Consider the following 18,640-nt stretch of genomic DNA (forward strand, 5'->3'; position numbering starts at 1 on the left):
CGGCAGGGGCGGACCGCTACCCAGAGTTACACAGGAGACAGCGATGTCCCACGAGGCTCACGAGACAGAAGAGCCGTCGACTCCGCATCTCGACTTCCAGGGCACCACGCCGTACGAGGACTACGTCAAGGCGGACGTGCTCACCCACCTCCAGCACACCCTCTCCGACGACCCCGGAGAGATGGTCTTCCTGGTCACGACCCAGGTGATGGAGCTGTGGTTCACGGTCATCGTCCACGAGTGGGAGACCGCGGCCAAGGCGCTGCGCGAGGACCGCGTGCCGGTGGCGGTCGCCGCGCTGAAGCGCTCCGTGCGGGAGCTGGAGGCACTCAACGCCTCCTGGACGCCGCTCGCGCAGCTGACCCCGGCCCAGTTCAACTCGTACCGGTCCGCCCTCGGCGAGGGCTCCGGCTTCCAGTCGGCGATGTACCGCCGCATGGAGTTCCTGCTCGGCGAGAAGTCCGCGTCCATGCTCGTCCCGCACCGGGGCGCCCCGCGCGTCCACGCGGAGCTGGAGAAGGCGCTGCACGAGCCGAGCCTGTACGACGAGGTGCTACGGCTCCTCGCGCGCCGCGGCCACGCGATCCCCGCCTCCGTCCTGCACCGCGACGTCTCCCTGCGCTACGCCCCCTCGGACGCCGTGGAGAACGTCTGGGCGCAGATCTACTCCGGCGACGAGAGCGCCGAACTCGCCCGCCTGGGCGAGGCGTTGACCGACGTCGCCGAACTCGTCTGGCGATGGCGCAACGACCACCTGGTCGCCACCCGCCGCGCGATGGGCGCCAAGCCCGGCACGGGCGGGTCCGCCGGGGTGGCCTGGCTGGAGAAGCGCGCCCGCAACAACGTCTTCCCGGAGCTGTGGACGGCGAGGGCTCATGTCTGAACTGGCCGCAACGGCGGAGAAGCTGGACGCGGCCGACGAGCTCGCTTCCCTGCGCGCCCACTTCGTCCTCGACGACGTGGTCTACCTGGACGGGAACTCACTCGGCGCGCTCCCCGCGAACGTCCCCGGCCGCGTCGAGGACGTCGTACGCCGCCAGTGGGGTGAACTGCGCATCCGCTCCTGGGAGGAGAGCGGCTGGTGGACGGCGCCCGAGCGGATCGGCGACCGGATCGCTCCGCTCGTCGGCGCGGCGCCGGGCCAGATCGTGGTGGGCGACTCCACGAGTGTCAACGTGTTCAAGGCCCTGGTGGCGGCGGTGCGGATGGCGGGCGAGGAGCGCGACGAGATCCTGGTCGACGCGACGACCTTCCCGACCGACGGCTACATCGCCGAGTCGGCGGCCCGGCTGACCGGCCGCACGCTACGTCCGGTCACCCCCGCGCGGGTGCCGGACGCGCTCGGCGCCCGTACGGCCGCGGTCCTGCTCAACCACGTCGACTACCGCACCGGCCGCCTGCACGACCTGCCCTCCCTCACCGCCGCGGTCCACGCGTCCGGCGCGCTCGCGGTCTGGGACCTGTGCCACAGCGCGGGCGCGCTGCCGGTGGGGCTGGACGAGCACGGTGTCGACCTGGCGGTCGGCTGCACCTACAAGTACCTGAACGGCGGACCCGGTTCACCGGCGTACCTGTACGTGCGGCGGGAGCTGCAGCACCGCTTCGACTCCCCGCTGCCGGGCTGGAACTCCCATGCCGAACCCTTCGGCATGCGCCCGTCCTACGAACCGGCGCCGGGCGCCCCGCGCGGCCGGGTGGGAACCCCCGACATCCTCTCCATGCTGGCCCTGGAGGCGGCGCTGGAGGTCTGGGACGGAGTTCCCGTCGAGTCCGTCCGCGCCAAGTCCCTGGCCCTGACGGACTTCTTCCTGGAGTGCGTGACCGCGTACGCCCCCGAGGGCCGGGTGGAGTCCGTGACCCCGGTGCCCCATGCGGAGCGCGGCAGCCAGGTCGCCCTGCGCTGCCCGGACGCCGGCGACGTGATGAAGCGGCTGATCGAGCGGGGTGTGGTCGGGGACTTCCGCCATCCCGACGTGCTGCGTTTCGGGTTCACGCCGCTGTACGTGGGGTTCGGTGACGTGGAGCGGGCGGCTCGGGTGCTGGGGGAGGTGCTCGGCTAGGGGCCCCTTGGGGGCCGGGGTGGACCGGGCTGGACCGGGGTGGACGGACCGGACGGCCGGGGTGGGGTCGGCCCACGTCACGGTCCTGATACCGTCCCCAAACCCGTTGTGCAGTAGAGAGGTTGGAGCATGCCGGACGAGGCCGCAGCCGCCCGGGCCGCCGCCGAGGAGGCGTCGGCCTTCTCGCACCCGCCCGTCGACCCCGACGCCACCGCTCCCTACGGCGACCACCCCGACCAGGTGATCGACTTCTACGCCCCCAGGGGACCGGAGGCCCACCCCTCCGTGCCCCTGGTGGTGCTGCTGCACGGCGGTGCCTGGCGCGCCCGGTACGACCGCCGGCATGTCACCCCGTTCGCCGACTACCTCGCCGGCCGGGGCTTCGCCGTGGCGAACGTGGAGTACCGCCGGGGTGGCGCGGTCGGTGACGGTACCGACGACGGGGCCGCAGACGGGACCGACGACGGTGCCGTCCCGCTCGCCGGCCGCTGGCCCGACACCTTCGACGACATCGCCGCCGCCCTGGACGCCCTCCCCGCCCTGGCCGCCGCGGCGCTCCCGCAGGCCGATGCCCGTCGTACCGTCCTGACCGGCCACTCCGCGGGCGGCCACCTCGCCCTGTGGGCCGCGGCCCGGCACGTCCTGCCCGCCGACGCCCCGTGGCGCACCGGCCGCCCGGCCCCCCTGCGCGGTGTGGTCGCCCTCGCCCCGATCGCGGACTTCGAGGTCGCGGAGAAACTGGACGTGTGCGGCAACGCCTCGCTGCAACTCCTCGGCGGTCACGACGGGTTCGCCGAGCGGCGGCCGTACGCCGACCCCGCCCTGCTGCTGCCCACCGGCATCGCGACCACCCTGGTGCAGGGCCGCTCCGACCTGGTCGTCCCGCAGGCGGTCGCCGAGGCGTATGCGGACGCGGCGGCGAAGGCCGGTGAGGTGGTGGGTCTGACGCTGCTGGAGGGCGTCGGCCACTTCCCGCTGATCGACCCGGCGGCGGACGCGTGCGCGGTGGTGGCGGAGGAGATCGCGCAACTGGCCTGGTGAAGGGGCCCGTTCGCGCCCCTGAGAGTTCCCCTGAGCATTCCCCTGAGAACACCCCCGAGAACACCCCTGGGGAATTCCCCTGCGGCGCCCCTGGTCATACCCGTAGTACCTGAGAGCCACGGCGAAGAACAGCTCTCTGGCGGGACGCGAGCGACACACCCCGATTTCTAACTTCCTTGTCGGACAAGCCCGATGGCCGGGCGGACCGAAAGGAAGCCGACCATGGGGCATGCGCCGGGAACGACGGCCGCGACAGCCACGACGGGCACGGTCGCGACGGGCACGGCCGCGACGGCCACGACGGTCACGACGGCCACGACAGAGCCGCAGCCTGGTCGACGACGTCATTGGCGCCGGGCCCTCCTCGCCGCCCTCCTCACCGCGGCCGTCGTGGTCCCCCTCTCCGGCGCCGCCCGCCCCGAGATCCCCGCCCCGCCACCCGCCGCACTCGGCCCGGTGACACCGGCCACGCTGCGCACGGCTTACGCGGCGAACCGCGCCGACGCCGCCGAGGCCGCCCGGATGGCCGCCGCCCACGGCGACCCGCACCGAGCCGCGGCGGACCGTGCGATAGCCGCCCCCTCCCGTCAGTTCCTGACCTTCGACGGCCGTGGCGGCGGCCGGGCCGTCGAGGTCCTCGGCGACCTGGCCCGCGCCGACCGCATCGCCGTCCTGGTCCCCGGCTCCGACACGTCGATAGACACCTACGCCCGCTTCCACACGGCCGCGGCGGCCCTGTACTCCGACCTCACCCACCGCGCCCCGCCGGGCACCCGACCGGCCGTCGTCGCATGGCTCGGCTACGACACCCCGGGCACGGTCAGCACCACGGTCACGACGACGGGCCGCGCCGAACAGGCGGCCCCCGGCCTGCGCACCTTCCTGCGGCAGCTGCGCGCCACGACGCCCCGCCGGGCGCGCGTCGCCCTGCTGTGCCACTCCTACGGCTCGGTCGTCTGCGGGCGCGCCGCCGACCGCCTGCCCGTCGACGACCTCGCCCTCGTCGGCAGCCCCGGCACGGGTGCCGACTCCGCCACCGCGCTGCACACCCGCGCCCGGATCTGGGCGGCCCGGGGCGGCGACGACTGGGTGGCGCACGTCCCGCACGTCAGCGTCGACCTCTTCGGCACCACCGTCGGCTTCGGCACCGATCCGGTCACCCCCGCCTTCGGGGCCCGCGTGTTCGACGCCGGCGACGCCGACCACAGCGGCTACTTCACCCCTGGCTCGGCCTCCCTCGCCAACCTGGCCCGGATCACCCTCGGCGAGACCTCGGAGGTGACCCGTGCCTGAGCTGCCGGCACCGCTTCACGCCGTCCCCCGCACATTCCCTCGGGCGATCGTTCGCACGGTTCCCCTGGCGATCCGCAGGGGCGCCCACCGGGTCGACGCCGCCACCCCCGCGTCCCGGGACCGCGCGGTCGACGCCCTGCGCGCCTTCGCGATCCTCGGCGTCGTTCTCGGCCACTGGCTGGTCACGGCCCTGGTCGCGCAGGACGACGGGCTGCACACGGCGAGCCCGCTGCGGTCCATGCCCTGGCTGGCCCCGATCTCCTGGGTGTTCCAGACCTTGGCGGTGTTCTTCCTGGTGGGCGGCCATGTGGCGACCCGTGGCTACGCCTCGGCACGCGCGCGTGGCACCACGTACGGCCAGTGGCTGCGCGGCCGGCTGTCCCGGCTGTTCCGCCCGGTCGTCGCGGTGCTCGCGCTGTGGACGGTGGCGGCGACCGCCCTGCTGCTGTCCGGCGCCTCCTTCCCGACCGTCCACACCCTGGTGAAACTGGCGCTGTCCCCGATGTGGTTCCTGCTGGTCTTCGCGGCCCTGACGGCGGCCACCCCGCTCCTCGCCCGCCTCAACCCCCTGTGGCCGCTCGCGGTCGTGCTGCACGTGGACCTCCTCAGGTTCGGCCTGGGCGGTGTCCCCTCCGGGGTCGGCTGGGTGAACGTGGCGGCGGGCTGGCTGGTCCCGTACACCCTCGGCGCGGCCTGGACCCGCGGCGAACTGGAGGGCCGCGCGGGCTGGGTGCTCCTCCTCGGCGGTACGGCGGCCACGGCCGGGCTCGTCGCCTGGGCGGGCTACCCGGCGTCGATGGTCGGCGTCCCGGGCACCGCCGTCTCCAACCTCGACCCGCCGACCCTGGCGGCCGTCACCTTCGGCCTGGCCCAGTGCGGCCTGGCCCTGCTGCTGCGGGACCGACTGCGCCGAGTGATGCGCCGCCCCCTGGTCTGGGCAGGAGTGGCGCTGGTCAACCTCTCGGCGATGACCGTCTTCCTGTGGCACCAGACGGCCCTGATGACCACCACGGCCGGCCTGCTCCTGTACGGCCGCCTGCCCGGTCTGCACACCGCGCCCGACTCCCTGACCTGGGTGGCGGCCCGGCTGGCCTGGCTGCCCCTGTTCGCCCTGGTCCTCGCCCTGTGCTGGGCGGCCTTCCGGCACCACGAACAGGGCCCCCGCCGCCCCCGCAACCGCCCGTCCCGGGTGATCCGCCTCCACCCCCACCTACCCGCCCACCTCCACCGCCGTCCGCATCGGACCCGAGCGAAGGCCTCGCGCGGTGCCTAGGGTTGACCTCGTGAAAGCCGCCACCGGTGAGAAGCCCCAACGCGCCACGACGGAACCGCTGTTCCAGCACCGTTGGCTCCGCCTGCTCACCTACCTCGTCACCGGCTGGCTCGCCCTCGGCATCACCCTGGCGGGCGGCAACAGCATGGGCAGGGGCTACGCCCTGGCCGGCGCCCAGTCCTTCCTCGCCGGTTGCGCCCAGGGCGCTGCGGTCGTCCTCGCCCTGTGGCGCCCCGCCCCCGCCTGGGCCCTGTCCCTCGGCGCCACCACCGTCACCGCGCTCGCCGTCCGCCCCCATCTCGCCGTCCCGCACACACCCGGTGCCGACTGGCCCTGGGCCACTCCCCAAGTCATCGCCCAGGCCTTCGTCCTGCTGCTGCTGGCTCTCCGCGTCCCCACCCAGCGAGCCGTGGGCGCCGTGGCCCTGTCCGTCGCGACGACCGTCGCCCTCGAAAACACGGTGGGGGCGCCCAAGTACAACCCGAACGGCGTGATCGCCCTCTTCGTCTTCTCCATGGCCGTTCTGGTGGGCATAACCCTGCGCGGCCGGCGCGAGGCGCGCACGCGACTGGTCGAGCAGGAGACGATCACGGCGGAGGAGCGGGCTCGCCGCACCCTCCTGGAGGAGCGCAGCCGTATCGCCCGTGAGCTGCACGACGTGGTCGCCCACCACATGTCGGTGATCTCCATCCAGGCCCAGGTCGCCCCCCACCTGGTGGAGAACCCCTCCGAGGAGTTGACGGAGAACCTCGCCGGCATCCGCAACAACGCCCTGGAGGCACTGACCGAACTGCGCCGAGTCCTGGGCGTCCTGCGCTCCGAACACCCCGACGACATCGACGATCCCGACGGTCCCGGAGCCCCGTACACCCTGCCCGCGCCCGGCACCGGAGCCGCCCCGGACGCCCCGCAGCCCAACCTCGCCCGTCTGGACGCGCTCATAGAGAACACCCGGGCGGCCGGCCTGGAGGTCGTCACCGACATCCAGGGCGAGCCACGCACCTATTCGCCCGGCGTGGAACTGTCCGCCTACCGGATCGTCCAGGAGGGCCTGAGCAACGCCCTGCGCCACGCTCCGGGCTCCACGGTCCGGGTGGAGGTCAGCCACTTCTCCGAGGGCCTCCACCTGGGCATCGTCAACTCCCGCCCCCAGGGGCCCGTCCAGCCGTCCCCCGGCAGCGGCCACGGCCTGCTGGGCATGCGGGAACGGGCGACGATGCTGGGCGGCCACGTCACGGCGACCCCGACCCTGCACGGCGGCTTCATGGTCACGGCGTTCCTCCCCCGGGCAGGCGCACCGGTCACGCCCCCGCCACCCCGCGTTCCGAAGACCACCGAGGCCCCGACAGGAGACCACACCCCATGACGAGCGGCGCCGGCACCATCCGCGTACTCATCGCCGACGACCAGCAGATGGTCCGGCAGGGCTTCACCGTGCTGCTCAACACCCAGCCGGACATCACTGTGATCGGGCAGGCGGTGGACGGGCTGGACGCGATCGCGAAGGTCGGCGAACTGACGCCGGACGTCGTCCTGATGGACATCCGCATGCCCGAACTCGGCGGCATCGACGCCACCCGCCGCATCACCGTCGACCATCCGGCCATCAAGGTGCTGGTGCTGACCACCTTCGACCTGGACGAGTACGTGTACGAGGCCCTGCGGGCCGGAGCATCCGGGTTCCTCCTCAAGGACGCCTCCGCGGACAAGCTCGCCGAGGCGGTGCGCGTGGTGGCCGCCGGCGACGCCCTGCTCGCCCCGGGCATCACCCGTCGGCTGATCGCCGAGTTCTCCCGGCTGGACGGCACCCGTCGCGCCCCGCTCAAGCAGCGCGTCGGCGACCTGACGGAACGCGAGACCGAGGTGCTGGCCCTGATCGCGCAGGGTCTGACCAACGCGGAGATCGCCGAACGCCTGGTCGTGGCCGAACAGACCGTGAAGACCCACGTGGGCCGGATCCTGGTCAAGCTGGGCCTGCGTGACCGCACCCAGGCGGCGATCTTCGCCTATGAGTCGGGCCTGGTCCGCCCGGGCGGCCGCTGAACCGGCGCCCACGCCGCCGTTACCCCGGCCTTTCCCCCACCCTTGCCCCCGTCTTTCCCCCACCCTGTACCCGTAGTACCTGAGGGGGACCGTGAAGAACCCTCTCCGTGGTGACGACCAGGGCACCTCCGCCCGCCTACCGTTTTGGACGTGACCGAGACGACGCACACGCAGACCACACCGCCGGGCGCGGCAGCCAGGCCGCGCAGCCCGGAGTTCCGGCTGGCCGCGGACGCCCTGCGAGGGCTGCGGCAGGACCTGTTCGAGGACGCCTTCGCCTATCGTCCGCTGCCCCGGATGAGCGTCGACGGCCCGCTGACCGGCAAGCTCACCGGCCGGTCGCGGGAGTACGCGGCGTGGATCCCGCACGCGGCGGTGACCGCGCTCGGCGGGGCGGCGCTACTGATAGCCGCGACGGACGACAACACCGGCAGCCCGGGGAACCTGCTGTGCGGTCTGTTCGCCCTGATCCCGGTCCTGCTCACGCTGGTCCGCCCGGTCGGCGCCTTCTGGCTGTCCTGCGCGGCCACGTCGGCCGTCACCGTCCTGAGCGGCAGTTCCTGGGACAACTGGCCGTGGCTGCCCGCCACCTTCCTCTCCCACCTGGTGGTCCTCACGGTGGTCGCCATCCGGACCCGTCCGCGCACGGCGGCCTGGATGTGGGTGCTCACCGCGGCGTACGGCCTGGTCGTCGACTCCCTCTTCGGCGCGGACCGCTACAACACCGACATCGGTCCCATGCTGGTCGTCTCCGCGATAACGCTGCTGGTCGTCACCGTCTACCACATACGCCGCAGCGCCGAGCAGGAGGTGACCGCCCAGCAGACGGTGACCGCGCACGAGCGTTCCCGGCGCACGCTGCTGGAGGAGCGCACCACCATCGCCCGCGAGCTGCACGACGTGGTCGCCCACCACATGTCGGTGGTCGCCATCCAGGCGGAGGCCGCGCCCTACCGGGTGGAGAACCCGCCGCCGGAGCTGGAGAAGGCCTTCGTCACCATCCGGGAGAACGCGGTGGCGGCACTGACCGAACTGCGCCGCGTCCTCGGTGTCGTCCGCGCGGAGGACTACGAGGCCCCGGACGCCCCGCAGCCCACGCTCGCCGACCTGGAGGGGCTGCTCACCAATGTCCGCGAGGCGGGCCCGGACGTCGAGAAGGTGGTGACGGGCGCGGTGCGCGAGCTTCCCCAGGGTGTCGAACTGTCGGCGTACCGGATCGTCCAGGAGGCTCTGAGCAACACGCTGCGGCACGCGCCGGGGGCGAGCGCGCGGGTGGAGATCGGCTATGTCCTCGGCGGGCTGGGGCTGCGCATAGTGAACGGTCCGCCGCCCGCGCCGGCCCTGGTGAAACCCTCGCCCGGTGCCGGGCACGGCATCACGGGGATGCGGGAGCGGGTCTCCATGCTCGGCGGCGAGATGACGGCGGGCCCGCAGGAGGACGGGGGCTACGAGGTGACGGTGTTCCTGCCGGCCGCCTCCGTGAGTGAAGGTGAGGCATGACGATCCGCGTACTGATCGCGGACGACCAGATGATGGTGCGTGAGGGCTTCTCGGTCCTGCTGAACGCGATGCCGGACATCGAGGTCGTCGGTGAGGCGGTCAACGGCCGCGAGGCGGTGGACCGGGTCCGTGAACTGGCCCCGGACGTCGTCCTGATGGACATCCGCATGCCCGAGCTGAACGGCATCGAGGCGACCCGGGAGATCGTGGCGGCGGACGGCGCGGCGAAGGTGCTGGTCCTGACCACGTTCGATCTGGACGAGTACGTGTACCAGGCGCTGCGGGCGGGAGCCTCGGGATTCCTGCTGAAGGATGCCTCGGCACGCCAACTGGCGGACGGGGTCCGGGTGGTGGCGGCGGGGGAGGCGCTGTTGGCTCCCTCGGTGACCAAACGCCTGATCACGGAGTTCTCCCGGCTGGCCGAGGGCCCCCGTATGACGGCGACGGCGCAGGCGGCCTACGGCGATCTGACGGAACGGGAGACGGAGGTGCTGGTCCTGATCGCCCAGGGCCTGTCGAACGCGGAGATCGCCGAGCGCCTGGTGGTGGCCGAGTCGACGATCAAGACCCACGTCAGCCGGATCCTGGTGAAGCTGGGCCTGCGGGACAGGACCCAGGCGGCGGTGTTCGCCTACGAGGCACGGTTGGTCACACCGGCCTGAGAGCCGTCCGGCTCAGCCTCCGTGCCTGTGGCCGTGGCGCTTCTTGGCGTGCTTGCCGCCGTCGTGCTTGTGGTCGTCGTGCTTGCCGCCACCGTGCTTGTGGTCGTCGTGCTTGCGGCCGTGGTGCGACTTCCGGTGGTGGGTGCGGTGCGGGTCGGAGCGCGGCTCATGGTGCGGGGCGACCCAGACGACCACGGCGTTGACCTGGGGGGAAGCCACGGCGGTGACCGGTTGCGGGGGATCGTTGTCGTCGGCGAAGCCGGCGCCGGCGCCGAGGGCGGACAGCACTGCGACCGCTGCGGCGACGGTGGCAGCGCGGTGGAACGTGCGCATGGGAGGCCTTTCGTGCGAGTGCACACAACATGACGAGTTTGTGATCATATGGGCACGCTGGGTGATGGGTGGTGTTCTCGGGCCGGGTGTCGTGTCGGCGGGTGGAGGACAAGGGCAACCCCCCTGGTCAGGAGGGCGTCTCGCGGGCTAGCGTCCGTCCATGGCAGCTCTTGACGACCTCGTGTTCGACCCCTGGGACCCGGCATTCGTCGCCGACCCGTACCCGGCCTATGCCCAGCTGCGGGCGGCGGGGCGCGTGACCTACTACGAGCCCACCGGGCAGTGGCTGGTCCCGCACCACGCGGACGTCTCGGCGCTGCTGAGGGACCGGCGGCTGGGGCGGACGTATCAGCACCGCTTCGGCCACGAGGAGTTCGGGCGTACGGCGCCTCCGGCGGAACACGAGCCGTTCCACGTCCTCAACGACCACGGGATGCTCGACCTGGAGCCGCCGGACCACACCCGCATCCGGCGCCTCGTCTCGAAGGCGTTCACGCCCCGCACGGTGGAGCGGCTGAAGCCGTACGTGGAAGGGCTGGCGGGCGAGCTGGTGGCCGGGCTGGTGGCGGCGGGCGGCGGTGACCTGCTGACGGATGTGGCCGAGCCGCTGCCCGTGGCCGTGATCGCCGAGATGCTCGGCATTCCGCAGGTGGACCGGGCGCAGCTGCGGCCCTGGTCGGCGGACATCTGCGGGATGTACGAGCTGAACCCGTCCGAGGAGGCGGCGCGGAACGCGGTGCGGGCGTCGGTCGAGTTCTCGGACTATCTCCGGGAGCTGATCGCGGCCCGCCGCGAGGAGCCGGGCGAGGATCTGATCTCCGGCCTGATCGCGGCACACGACGAGGGTGACCGGCTGACGGAGCAGGAGATGATCTCGACCTGCGTCCTGCTCCTGAACGCGGGTCACGAGGCCACCGTGAACGCCACGGTCAACGGCTGGTGGGCGCTGTTCCGCAACCCCGGCCAGCTGGCCGCCCTGCGCGCCGACCACTCCCTGGTCCCGTCCGCCGTCGAGGAGCTGATGCGCTACGACACCCCGCTCCAGCTCTTCGAACGCTGGGTCCTGGACGAGATCGAGATCGACGGCACGACGATCCCCCGGGGCGCGGAGATCGCCATGCTCTTCGGCTCGGCCAACCACGACCCGGCTGTCTTCTCCCACCCCGACCGTCTCGACCTGGCCCGCCCGGAGAACCCGCACATCTCCTTCAGCGCCGGCATCCACTACTGCATCGGCGCACCGCTGGCCCGTATCGAGCTGGCGGCCTCCATGTCGGCCCTGCTGGAGAAGGCGCCGACGCTGAGCCTGGCGGCAGCGCCTGAGCGCAAGCCCAACTTCGTCATCCGGGGACTGGAGGGCCTGCGGGTCGAGGTGCGGTGATCATCCCTCCCGCGCAGGCCCCCGGCCCCTGCGCCGCTAACGTTCCTTCGTCTCCTCGAGGACGGTCCGTCCGAGCAGCGCGTAGCGCTGGGGGGAGCGCCGTTTGAGGTACTGCGCGTACCCGACGCCGGTGGCCGCGACCAGGGCGACCAGCCAGGGGGTCGCCTTCAGCACCAGCGAGCCGGACTCCGTGCCGGCCGCGACGCCCATGTTCGACACCAGCAGCACTACCACGGCGAGCATCGCGACGCCGCCGATGAGCGGTGCGGTGAAGGTCCGGAACCAGTGGCGGCTCTCGGGGTGGTGGGAGCGGAAGTACACCAGCACCGCGAAGGAGCAGACGGCCTGCACGACCAGGATCGCCATGGTGCCGAGGATGGCCAGCAGGACGTAGAGGGCGTTGTACGGGTCCTTGCCCGCGATCCAGAACGCCCCGATCAGCACGGCGCTCACCACCGTCTGCACCAGGCCGGCGATGTGCGGGGAGCCGTGCCGGGCGTGGGTGCGGCCGACGGTGTTCTTCAGGGAGGGGAGCACGCCCTCGCGGCCCAGGGCGTACATGTAGCGGGCGGCGCAGTTGTGGAAGGCCATGCCGCAGGCCAGCGAGCCGGTGATCATCAGCCACTGCATGACGTCGACGGCCCAGTGGCCGACGTAGCGCTCGGTCGGGTTGAAGAACAGCGCCAGCGGGTTGGCGGACGAGGCCGCCTTCACCGCCTCCGCCTCGCCGTTGCCGGTGATGGCCATCCAGGAGACGAAGACGTAGAAGACGCCGACACCGAGGACGCTGATCATCGTCGCCTTGGGGATGATCTTCTTCGGGTCGCGGGACTCCTCGCCGTACATCGCCGTCGACTCGAAGCCGACCCATGACCAGAAGGCGAAGAAGAGGCCGAGTCCGGCGGACGTGCCCTTGAAGGCGTTGACCGGGTCGACCGGTGCGAAGGTGAAGCCGTGCGGGCCGCCGCCGTGCAGGGCGACCGAGACCGCCATCGCGGCGAGGACGGTCACCTCGGTGCCGAGCAGGACGACGAGCAGCTTCTCGGCGACGCTGACGCCGAACCAGGTGCCGGAGGCGTTGACGGCGAGCATCAGGAAGGCGAAGGCCCACCAGGGCACGTGGAGCCCCGTCTGGTCCTTCAGCGTGGTCGTCGCGAAGGTCGAGAAGATGCCGATGAGGGCCGGTTCGAACACGACGTACGCGAAGGTCGCGAGGAGGCCGGAGGCGAGTCCGGCGGTTCGGCCCAGGCCGTAGGAGATGAAGCCGTAGAAGGCGCCGGTGGAGGTGATGTGCTTCGCCATCGATGTGAAACCAACGGAAAAGATTGCCAGCACGACCATTGCGACGAGGTAGCTGGCGGGGGCGCCGATCCCGTTGCCGGACGACACCATGAAGGGCACGTTCCCGGTCATGGCGGTGATCGGGGCGGCGGTGGCGACGGCCATGAAGACCACGCCCAGTAGGCCGACCGCATTGGGTTTCAGCCGGTGAACCGTTCCCTCGTCGCCTGTGTCCGCCGCCGGGGCGACGCCCTCGTCCACTGCCATCGGGTGGCCCCTTCCGTGTCCTGTCCGTGGGTCCTGCGTGGGTCCTGCGTGGGTCCTGATGGAGCAGGATGGTGGACGCGGGAGGGGTCGGGGAAGGGGTCGGGGCGGTTAAATATTTGTCACCAGACCATTGGAGTCTCTGATTTGCAGATTTTGATACCGTTCCGTGTGTGATCGGCTACGCTACGTGCCGGCTGGTCGGCGGAGGAGGGAGGGCGCATCATGACGTTGATGGCAGAGCGACCGGTGATGAGCGATCCCAAGCCCCGCGAGGGCTTCGACGAGATGCTGGACGTCCTCGACGAGTTGAAGGTGCCCGCCGGCTACAAGGCCGAGATCATCAATCGGAACATCATCTTGTCGCCGTTGTCGAAGGGGTACTACACCCGCGTCATGAGGTCGGTGTGCGCCCAGTTGGAGCCGCACCTTCCCGAGGGCCACATCATCGAGCGGAGCCCCGACCTGTTCGTCTTCCCGGGCGTCGAGCGCGCCTATGGGCCGGACATCCATGCCGCGCACGCACGGACATACGAAACGGACAGCATTCGCCTGGACGGGGAGGGCCTCTCCCTGGTGGGCGAGCTGACCTCCCACTCGACCAGGGACGTCGACCTGGCGGACAAGGCCCAGATGTACGGAAGGTCGGGTGTCCCGGTCTATTTGCTCCTCGACATGCAGGAGGAACGGACCACCGTCTTCTGGCTGCCCTCGGACCGTGGCTATCAGGCACGCCTGAGCAGGTCCTTCGGCGAGAAGATGGAAATCCCCGACCCTTTCGGCTGCATCCTGGACACCACCGGCTTCACGCTGAAGGCAACGTGAGCCCCCAGGCCCCCTCCACCACCCGCCAGGTCCGCCTCCGTACCGGTCCCGACACCACCGCGTCCGCCCGGTAGCGGAAGTCCGCGCCGGTGACCGTCACCGCGCGGCCGGAGGCGCGCAGCGGTGCCGCCGCCGCGCCCACCGACAGGGGCCGTACCTCGACCTCCGCCACCCCGAGGCCCCCGGGCGTCACCGACACCGTCTCCACGGGCTGGTCCAGGTCCACGACCGTCTCCCCGTCGACCTGCACCCGCAGCCGGGAAGGGCCCGGGCCGCTCACCGCAGGGGCCGGGCGGGGGGACAGGGTGCGGACCAGGGAGCGGTACGTCGTACGCAGCCAGGGGTGTCCCGCAGGGGCGCCCAGCGGCTCGACGGTAGCCTCCCGCGCCGACGCCGGCGGAATCCCCAGCGTCCCCAGCACCACCCCGTCGCTGTCGTCGACCAGCAGGTCCAGACGCCGCTCCGCCCCGTCCAGCACGGCCCGCGCCGCCGCCACCGCCCCGCCGGGCACGCCGAGGGACCGCGCCAGGGCGCTGTCACCGACCGGGACCACCGACAGCGCGCATCCGGAAAGCTCCCGCTGCCGGTGCAGCAGGGTCACGGCACGGACCAGCGCCCGGTCGTCGCCGATCACCACCGGCCGGCGCGAGCCCCGCCGACGCAGCGCGCGGGCGAATTCCTCGTCGTCGTCCGGCAGACACAGTTTCGCCGCCGCACCCGCGCTGAGCACGTCTTTCGCGATCCGTACGGACTCCCCGTCCGCCTGCCGTGCCGTCGGATCGATGATCACCAGCAGCTGATCGGACGTCGCGAAAGTCGCCACCTCGGTCCTGCCTCGCTTCCTCGGGTAGCATCTTTGTGCAAGAGCCCCTTGCGCTATTGCGCCAGGGGCTTCGTCTATTCCGGGGCATCCGGTCCGACGGTTGTGCGGCCAACGACGGTCGCGGTGGCACGCGGCGGTGAACCTTACGCCCACGCCCCTGACCTTGGACATGCCCCGCCCGGAAGGGGTGTACGCGCGTGCCCGCACTTGTGCTGCTCGGTGCTCAGTGGGGTGACGAAGGCAAGGGGAAGGCCACCGACCTGCTCGGTGGCTCGGTGGATTATGTCGTCCGCTACCAGGGCGGCAACAACGCCGGCCACACGGTGGTGGTCGGTGACCAGAAGTACGCACTCCACCTTCTCCCTTCCGGAATCCTCTCTCCCGGCTGTACGCCGGTCATCGGAAACGGCGTCGTCGTCGACCCGTCGGTCCTGCTCTCCGAGCTGAGCGGTCTGAACGAGCGAGGCGTCGACACGTCGAAGCTCCTGCTCAGCGGTAACGCGCACATCATCACGCCGTACAACGTCACCGTGGACAAGGTGACGGAACGCTTCCTCGGGAAGCGGAAGATCGGTACGACCGGGCGCGGGATCGGACCGACGTACGCGGACAAGATCAACCGCGTCGGCATCCGGGTCCAGGACCTCTACGACGAGTCGATCCTGACCCAGAAGGTCGAGGCGGCCCTCGACGTCAAGAACCAGATCCTCACCAAGCTCTACAACCGGCGCGCCATCGCCGTCGACCAGGTGGTCGAGGAACTGCTGGGCTACGCCGACAAGCTGGCGCCGTTCGTCGCCGACACGGTCCTGGTGCTCAACCAGGCCCTGGAGGACGACAAGGTCGTCCTGTTCGAGGGCGGCCAGGGCACGCTGCTGGACATCGACCACGGCACGTACCCCTTCGTCACCTCCTCGAACCCGACGGCGGGCGGTGCCTGCACCGGCGCCGGCGTCGGCCCGACGAAGATCAGCCGGGTCATCGGCATCCTGAAGGCGTACACCACCCGGGTCGGCGCGGGGCCCTTCCCCACCGAACTCTTCGACGAGGACGGGCAGGCGCTGCGCCGCATCGGCGGTGAGCGGGGCGTGACCACGGGCCGTGACCGGCGCTGCGGCTGGTTCGACGCGGTGATCGCCCGCTACGCGACCCGGGTGAACGGCCTGACCGACTTCTTCCTCACCAAGCTCGACGTGCTGACCGGCTGGGAGGAGATCCCGGTCTGCGTGGCGTACGAGATCGACGGCCGGCGCGTCGAGGAACTCCCGTACTCACAGTCCGACTTCCACCACGCGAAGCCGGTCTACGAGACCCTGCCGGGCTGGTCCGAGGACATCACCAAGGCGAAGTCGTTCTCCGATCTGCCGAAGAACGCCCAGGATTACGTCAAGGCGCTGGAGGAGATGTCCGGCGCCCCGATCTCCGCGATCGGCGTGGGCCCGGGCCGGGACGAGACGATCGAGATCAACTCGTTCCTGTAGCCGCGGGCGGCAGCCGCCGCCCGCCCGGACAGTCCGCCGGCCCGCTCCCGGGCGCGACCGGCGGACCGTCCTTCGCCGTGGCCGTGGCCGTGGCCGTGCCCAAGCCCGTGGCCGCCCCCGCCCCCGTGTCCGTGTCCGGTGGACAATGGACGTATGAGCGTCCCCCGGAACGTGCGGTGCCGGGGACCGTACGGCGGTGAAGGGCCCGGCGGCGGTACGGACTGCTCCGATCCCGCCGTCTTCGAGGTGGCCCGCTACGGCATGCCTCCGCTCAGGGTGTGCCCCATACATCTGGGGCCGTCCCTGCTGATGGCGAGCGGGGTGCTGTGGCCGCCGGAGATCCGGCTCGTCGGCCGCCTGTGACCCCGGCTGTTCTCCCACTGTTCTCCCGGGCGGTCCGCTGACCCATCCTTGACCTGGACATGGTCTTTTCCTGGTTTTCGGCGCAGAGTGGGCACGAGCACGATCTACGCGGGTAGCCCCCGCACGGTCCGTTCATCCGCTCGCGTCAACTCCACCCTTTCCAGGAGCCTCGAATGCCCTTCAGTCCCATGAACCGCCGGGAGTTCGTGAAGAAGTCGGCCGTCACCGGTGCCGCCGTCGCCGCCGCGGGAGCGGTCACCGGCGGCACCGCGGAGGCGGCCGACGCCTCGCACCGGCCCCAGAAGACGCCCCGCACCTGGTCGTTCTCCATCCTCGGCACCACCGACCTGCACAGCCACGTCTTCGACTGGGACTACTACAAGGACGCCGCCTACACCGACAAGGCCGGCAACTCCGTGGGCGTCGCGCGGGTCGCCACCCTCATCAAGCAGCAGCGCGAGGCCAAGGGCGAGGAGCGCGTGCTGCTCGTCGACGCCGGCGACATCATCCAGGGCACCTCGCTCGCCTACTACTTCGCCCGCGTCGACCCGATCACGGGAACCGGCGGCAAGAAGGGCCCGAGACACCCGATGGCCGTCGCCATGAACCACATGCGCTACGACGCCGCCGCCCTCGGCAACCACGAGTTCAACTACGGCATCGAGGTGCTGAGGAAGTTCGAGCGGCAGTGTCACTTCCCGCTGCTCGGCGCCAACGCCCTGGACGCCAAGACCCTGCGGCCCGCCTTCCACCCGTACACCGTCAAGCGCATCTGCGTGCCCGGCGCCCCGGACATCAAGGTCGGCATCCTCGGCCTCACCAACCCCGGTATCGCGTTGTGGGACAAGGACAACGTCAGCGGGAAGATGGTCTTCCCGGGGCTCGTCGAGCAGGCCAAGAAGTACGTGCCGCGGCTGCGCGCCCTCGGCTGTGACGTCGTCTTCCTGACCGACCACTCCGGCCTGGACGGCTCCTCGTCCTACGGCGACGAACTCCCCTATGTGGAGAACGCGTCGAACCTCGTCGCCGAGCAGGTGCCGGGCATCGACGCGATCCTGGTCGGCCACACCCACGTCGAGGTCCCGTCCTACACGGTGAAGAACGCGGAGACCGGCGAGGACGTCCTGCTCTCCGAGCCGTACTGCTGGGGCTACCGCCTCAGCGTCTTCGACTTCGAACTCGAACTGCACCACGGCCAGTGGAAGGTGACGAGCAAGAAGGCCCAGACCCTCAACCCCAACACGGTGGACGAGGACCCGGAGATCAAGAAGCTCCTCCAGGCGGACCACGAACTGGTCGTGAAGTACGTCAACACGGCGGTCGGCACCTGCACCGAGGACCTCTCGGCCGCCGACTCCTGCTGGAAGGACGTGCCGATCATGGACTTCATCCACAAGGTGCAGGCCGACACGGTGAAGGCGGGCCTCTCGGCGGCGGACGCCGCGCTCCCGCTGATCTCGGTGGCCGCGCCCTTCAGCCGCACGGCGGACATCCCGCAGGGCAGCGTCACCATCAAGGACATCGCCGGCCTCTACATCTACGACAACACCCTCTACGGCAAGAAGCTGACGGGCGCCCAGCTCAAGGACTACCTGGAGTACGCGGCGAAGTACTACCACCAGGTGCCGGCGGGCACCAAGGTGGACACCGCGACGCTCACCAACGCCAACAACTTCTGGGACTACATGTACGACACGGCGTCGGGCGTCTCGTACGACATCGACATCGCGCAGCCGGAGGGGTCGAGGATCAAGAACCTCACCTACAACGGGGCCGCCGTCGCCGACGACCAGGTCTTCGTGGTCGCCGTCAACAACTACCGCGCCAACGGCGGCTCGGGCTACCCGCACATCGCCGCCGCGCCGATCGCCTACAGCTCGACCAACGAGATCCGCCAGCTGATGATCGACTACGTGACCGCGAAGAAGTCGCTCGACCCGGCCGACTTCGCGGTCACCAACTGGAAGCTGACGCAGGACGGGACGCCGGTGTTCTGAGCCGGTCCCGCCGGGACAGA

17 protein-coding genes are annotated in these 18,640 nt (G+C 71.1%); 14 read left to right on the plus strand and 3 right to left on the minus strand.

The window, feature by feature from the left end; all coding sequences use genetic code 11:
* Positions 1 to 43 precede the first annotated feature (43 nt).
* The 9 genes from ACFYMM_RS11540 to ACFYMM_RS11580 all read left to right on the plus strand — a co-directional run bounded on the left by ACFYMM_RS11540 (position 44) and on the right by ACFYMM_RS11580 (position 9,872).
* Positions 44 to 883, plus strand: coding sequence for a tryptophan 2,3-dioxygenase family protein (locus ACFYMM_RS11540; protein WP_388385625.1), 840 nt, complete (start codon positions 44 to 46; stop codon positions 881 to 883).
* Positions 876 to 2,060: a kynureninase gene (gene kynU, locus ACFYMM_RS11545; RefSeq protein WP_388385626.1), complete on the plus strand. Its 1,185-nt coding sequence runs from the start codon at positions 876 to 878 to the stop codon at positions 2,058 to 2,060. The genes ACFYMM_RS11540 and kynU overlap by 8 nt, the downstream gene beginning before the upstream one ends.
* 129 nt (positions 2,061 to 2,189) lie before the next feature.
* On the plus strand, positions 2,190 to 3,101 hold the full coding sequence (locus tag ACFYMM_RS11550) for an alpha/beta hydrolase (RefSeq protein ID WP_388385627.1): 912 nt from the start codon (positions 2,190 to 2,192) through the stop codon (positions 3,099 to 3,101).
* 222 nt (positions 3,102 to 3,323) lie between these two features.
* Positions 3,324 to 4,394, plus strand: a complete 1,071-nt coding sequence (locus tag ACFYMM_RS11555) for an alpha/beta hydrolase (protein WP_388385628.1) — start codon at positions 3,324 to 3,326, stop codon at positions 4,392 to 4,394.
* Between the two features lie 46 nt (positions 4,395 to 4,440).
* Positions 4,441 to 5,667 carry an acyltransferase gene (locus tag ACFYMM_RS11560; RefSeq protein WP_388385794.1) on the plus strand — a complete coding sequence of 409 codons (1,227 nt, stop codon included), beginning with the start codon at positions 4,441 to 4,443 and terminating at the stop codon, positions 5,665 to 5,667.
* A gap of 10 nt (positions 5,668 to 5,677) precedes the next feature.
* Positions 5,678 to 7,033 (plus strand): sensor histidine kinase, encoded by a 1,356-nt coding sequence (locus ACFYMM_RS11565; protein WP_388385629.1) that lies wholly within the window; start codon positions 5,678 to 5,680, stop codon positions 7,031 to 7,033.
* Positions 7,030 to 7,710 (plus strand): response regulator, encoded by a 681-nt coding sequence (locus tag ACFYMM_RS11570; RefSeq protein ID WP_388385630.1) that lies wholly within the window; start codon positions 7,030 to 7,032, stop codon positions 7,708 to 7,710. The genes ACFYMM_RS11565 and ACFYMM_RS11570 overlap by 4 nt, the downstream gene beginning before the upstream one ends.
* Before the next feature lie 150 nt (positions 7,711 to 7,860).
* A complete protein-coding gene (locus ACFYMM_RS11575; RefSeq protein ID WP_388385631.1) occupies positions 7,861 to 9,210 on the plus strand; it encodes a sensor histidine kinase in 1,350 nt (449 codons plus the stop codon).
* Positions 9,207 to 9,872, plus strand: coding sequence for a response regulator (locus ACFYMM_RS11580; protein WP_388385632.1), 666 nt, complete (start codon positions 9,207 to 9,209; stop codon positions 9,870 to 9,872). The genes ACFYMM_RS11575 and ACFYMM_RS11580 overlap by 4 nt, the downstream gene beginning before the upstream one ends.
* A 12-nt stretch (positions 9,873 to 9,884) precedes the next feature.
* On the opposite strand, the gene ACFYMM_RS11585 is transcribed toward ACFYMM_RS11580, so the two are convergent.
* On the minus strand, positions 9,885 to 10,205 hold the full coding sequence (locus tag ACFYMM_RS11585) for a hypothetical protein (protein ID WP_388385633.1): 321 nt from the start codon (positions 10,203 to 10,205) through the stop codon (positions 9,885 to 9,887).
* 160 nt (positions 10,206 to 10,365) lie between these two features.
* Here ACFYMM_RS11585 and ACFYMM_RS11590 point away from each other — a divergent pair, with 160 nt between their 5' ends.
* The gene (locus ACFYMM_RS11590; protein WP_388385634.1) at positions 10,366 to 11,586 is read left to right on the plus strand and encodes a cytochrome P450; all 1,221 of its coding nucleotides are present in this window, start codon (positions 10,366 to 10,368) and stop codon (positions 11,584 to 11,586) included.
* A 36-nt stretch (positions 11,587 to 11,622) separates the two neighbouring features.
* Here the strand turns inward: ACFYMM_RS11590 and ACFYMM_RS11595 are convergent, their stop codons facing one another.
* Positions 11,623 to 13,134, minus strand: a complete 1,512-nt coding sequence (locus ACFYMM_RS11595; protein WP_388385635.1) for an APC family permease — start codon at positions 13,132 to 13,134, stop codon at positions 11,623 to 11,625.
* A gap of 222 nt (positions 13,135 to 13,356) precedes the next feature.
* Between ACFYMM_RS11595 and ACFYMM_RS11600 the strand changes: the two genes are divergently transcribed.
* A complete protein-coding gene (locus ACFYMM_RS11600; RefSeq protein ID WP_388385636.1) occupies positions 13,357 to 13,956 on the plus strand; it encodes a Uma2 family endonuclease in 600 nt (199 codons plus the stop codon).
* Here the strand turns inward: ACFYMM_RS11600 and ACFYMM_RS11605 are convergent.
* The gene (locus ACFYMM_RS11605; RefSeq protein ID WP_388385637.1) at positions 13,937 to 14,779 is read right to left on the minus strand and encodes a diacylglycerol kinase; all 843 of its coding nucleotides are present in this window, start codon (positions 14,777 to 14,779) and stop codon (positions 13,937 to 13,939) included. The genes ACFYMM_RS11600 and ACFYMM_RS11605 overlap by 20 nt on opposite strands.
* A 197-nt stretch (positions 14,780 to 14,976) precedes the next feature.
* On the opposite strand from ACFYMM_RS11605, the gene ACFYMM_RS11610 reads away from it, so the two are divergent.
* From ACFYMM_RS11610 to ACFYMM_RS11620, 3 genes are all read left to right on the plus strand, one after another.
* Positions 14,977 to 16,260, plus strand: a complete 1,284-nt coding sequence (locus ACFYMM_RS11610; RefSeq protein WP_388385638.1) for an adenylosuccinate synthase — start codon at positions 14,977 to 14,979, stop codon at positions 16,258 to 16,260.
* A 153-nt stretch (positions 16,261 to 16,413) separates the two neighbouring features.
* The gene (locus ACFYMM_RS11615) at positions 16,414 to 16,623 is read left to right on the plus strand and encodes a hypothetical protein (RefSeq protein ID WP_388385639.1); all 210 of its coding nucleotides are present in this window, start codon (positions 16,414 to 16,416) and stop codon (positions 16,621 to 16,623) included.
* Positions 16,624 to 16,796: 173 nt separating this feature from the next.
* Positions 16,797 to 18,620: a bifunctional metallophosphatase/5'-nucleotidase gene (locus ACFYMM_RS11620; protein ID WP_388385640.1), complete on the plus strand. Its 1,824-nt coding sequence runs from the start codon at positions 16,797 to 16,799 to the stop codon at positions 18,618 to 18,620.
* Positions 18,621 to 18,640: the final 20 nt, after the last annotated feature.

Origin of the sequence: Streptomyces sp. NPDC006739 (genome assembly GCF_042869815.1) — a bacterium.
Taxonomy (GTDB): domain Bacteria; phylum Actinomycetota; class Actinomycetes; order Streptomycetales; family Streptomycetaceae; genus Streptomyces.

Bases quoted from the DNA above. Each gene is read 5' to 3' on its own strand.
- ACFYMM_RS11540 (WP_388385625.1), top strand. From the start codon at position 44: ATGTCCCACGAGGCTCACGAGACAGAAGAGCCGTCGACTCCGCATCTC.
- kynU (WP_388385626.1), top strand. From the start codon at position 876: ATGTCTGAACTGGCCGCAACGGCGGAGAAGCTGGACGCGGCCGACGAG.
- ACFYMM_RS11550 (WP_388385627.1), top strand. From the start codon at position 2,190: ATGCCGGACGAGGCCGCAGCCGCCCGGGCCGCCGCCGAGGAGGCGTCG.
- ACFYMM_RS11555 (WP_388385628.1), top strand. From the start codon at position 3,324: ATGGGGCATGCGCCGGGAACGACGGCCGCGACAGCCACGACGGGCACG.
- ACFYMM_RS11570 (WP_388385630.1), top strand. From the start codon at position 7,030: ATGACGAGCGGCGCCGGCACCATCCGCGTACTCATCGCCGACGACCAG.
- ACFYMM_RS11580 (WP_388385632.1), top strand. From the start codon at position 9,207: ATGACGATCCGCGTACTGATCGCGGACGACCAGATGATGGTGCGTGAG.
- ACFYMM_RS11585 (WP_388385633.1), bottom strand. From the start codon at position 10,205: ATGCGCACGTTCCACCGCGCTGCCACCGTCGCCGCAGCGGTCGCAGTG.
- ACFYMM_RS11590 (WP_388385634.1), top strand. From the start codon at position 10,366: ATGGCAGCTCTTGACGACCTCGTGTTCGACCCCTGGGACCCGGCATTC.
- ACFYMM_RS11595 (WP_388385635.1), bottom strand. From the start codon at position 13,134: ATGGCAGTGGACGAGGGCGTCGCCCCGGCGGCGGACACAGGCGACGAG.
- ACFYMM_RS11600 (WP_388385636.1), top strand. From the start codon at position 13,357: ATGACGTTGATGGCAGAGCGACCGGTGATGAGCGATCCCAAGCCCCGC.
- ACFYMM_RS11615 (WP_388385639.1), top strand. From the start codon at position 16,414: ATGAGCGTCCCCCGGAACGTGCGGTGCCGGGGACCGTACGGCGGTGAA.
- ACFYMM_RS11620 (WP_388385640.1), top strand. From the start codon at position 16,797: ATGCCCTTCAGTCCCATGAACCGCCGGGAGTTCGTGAAGAAGTCGGCC.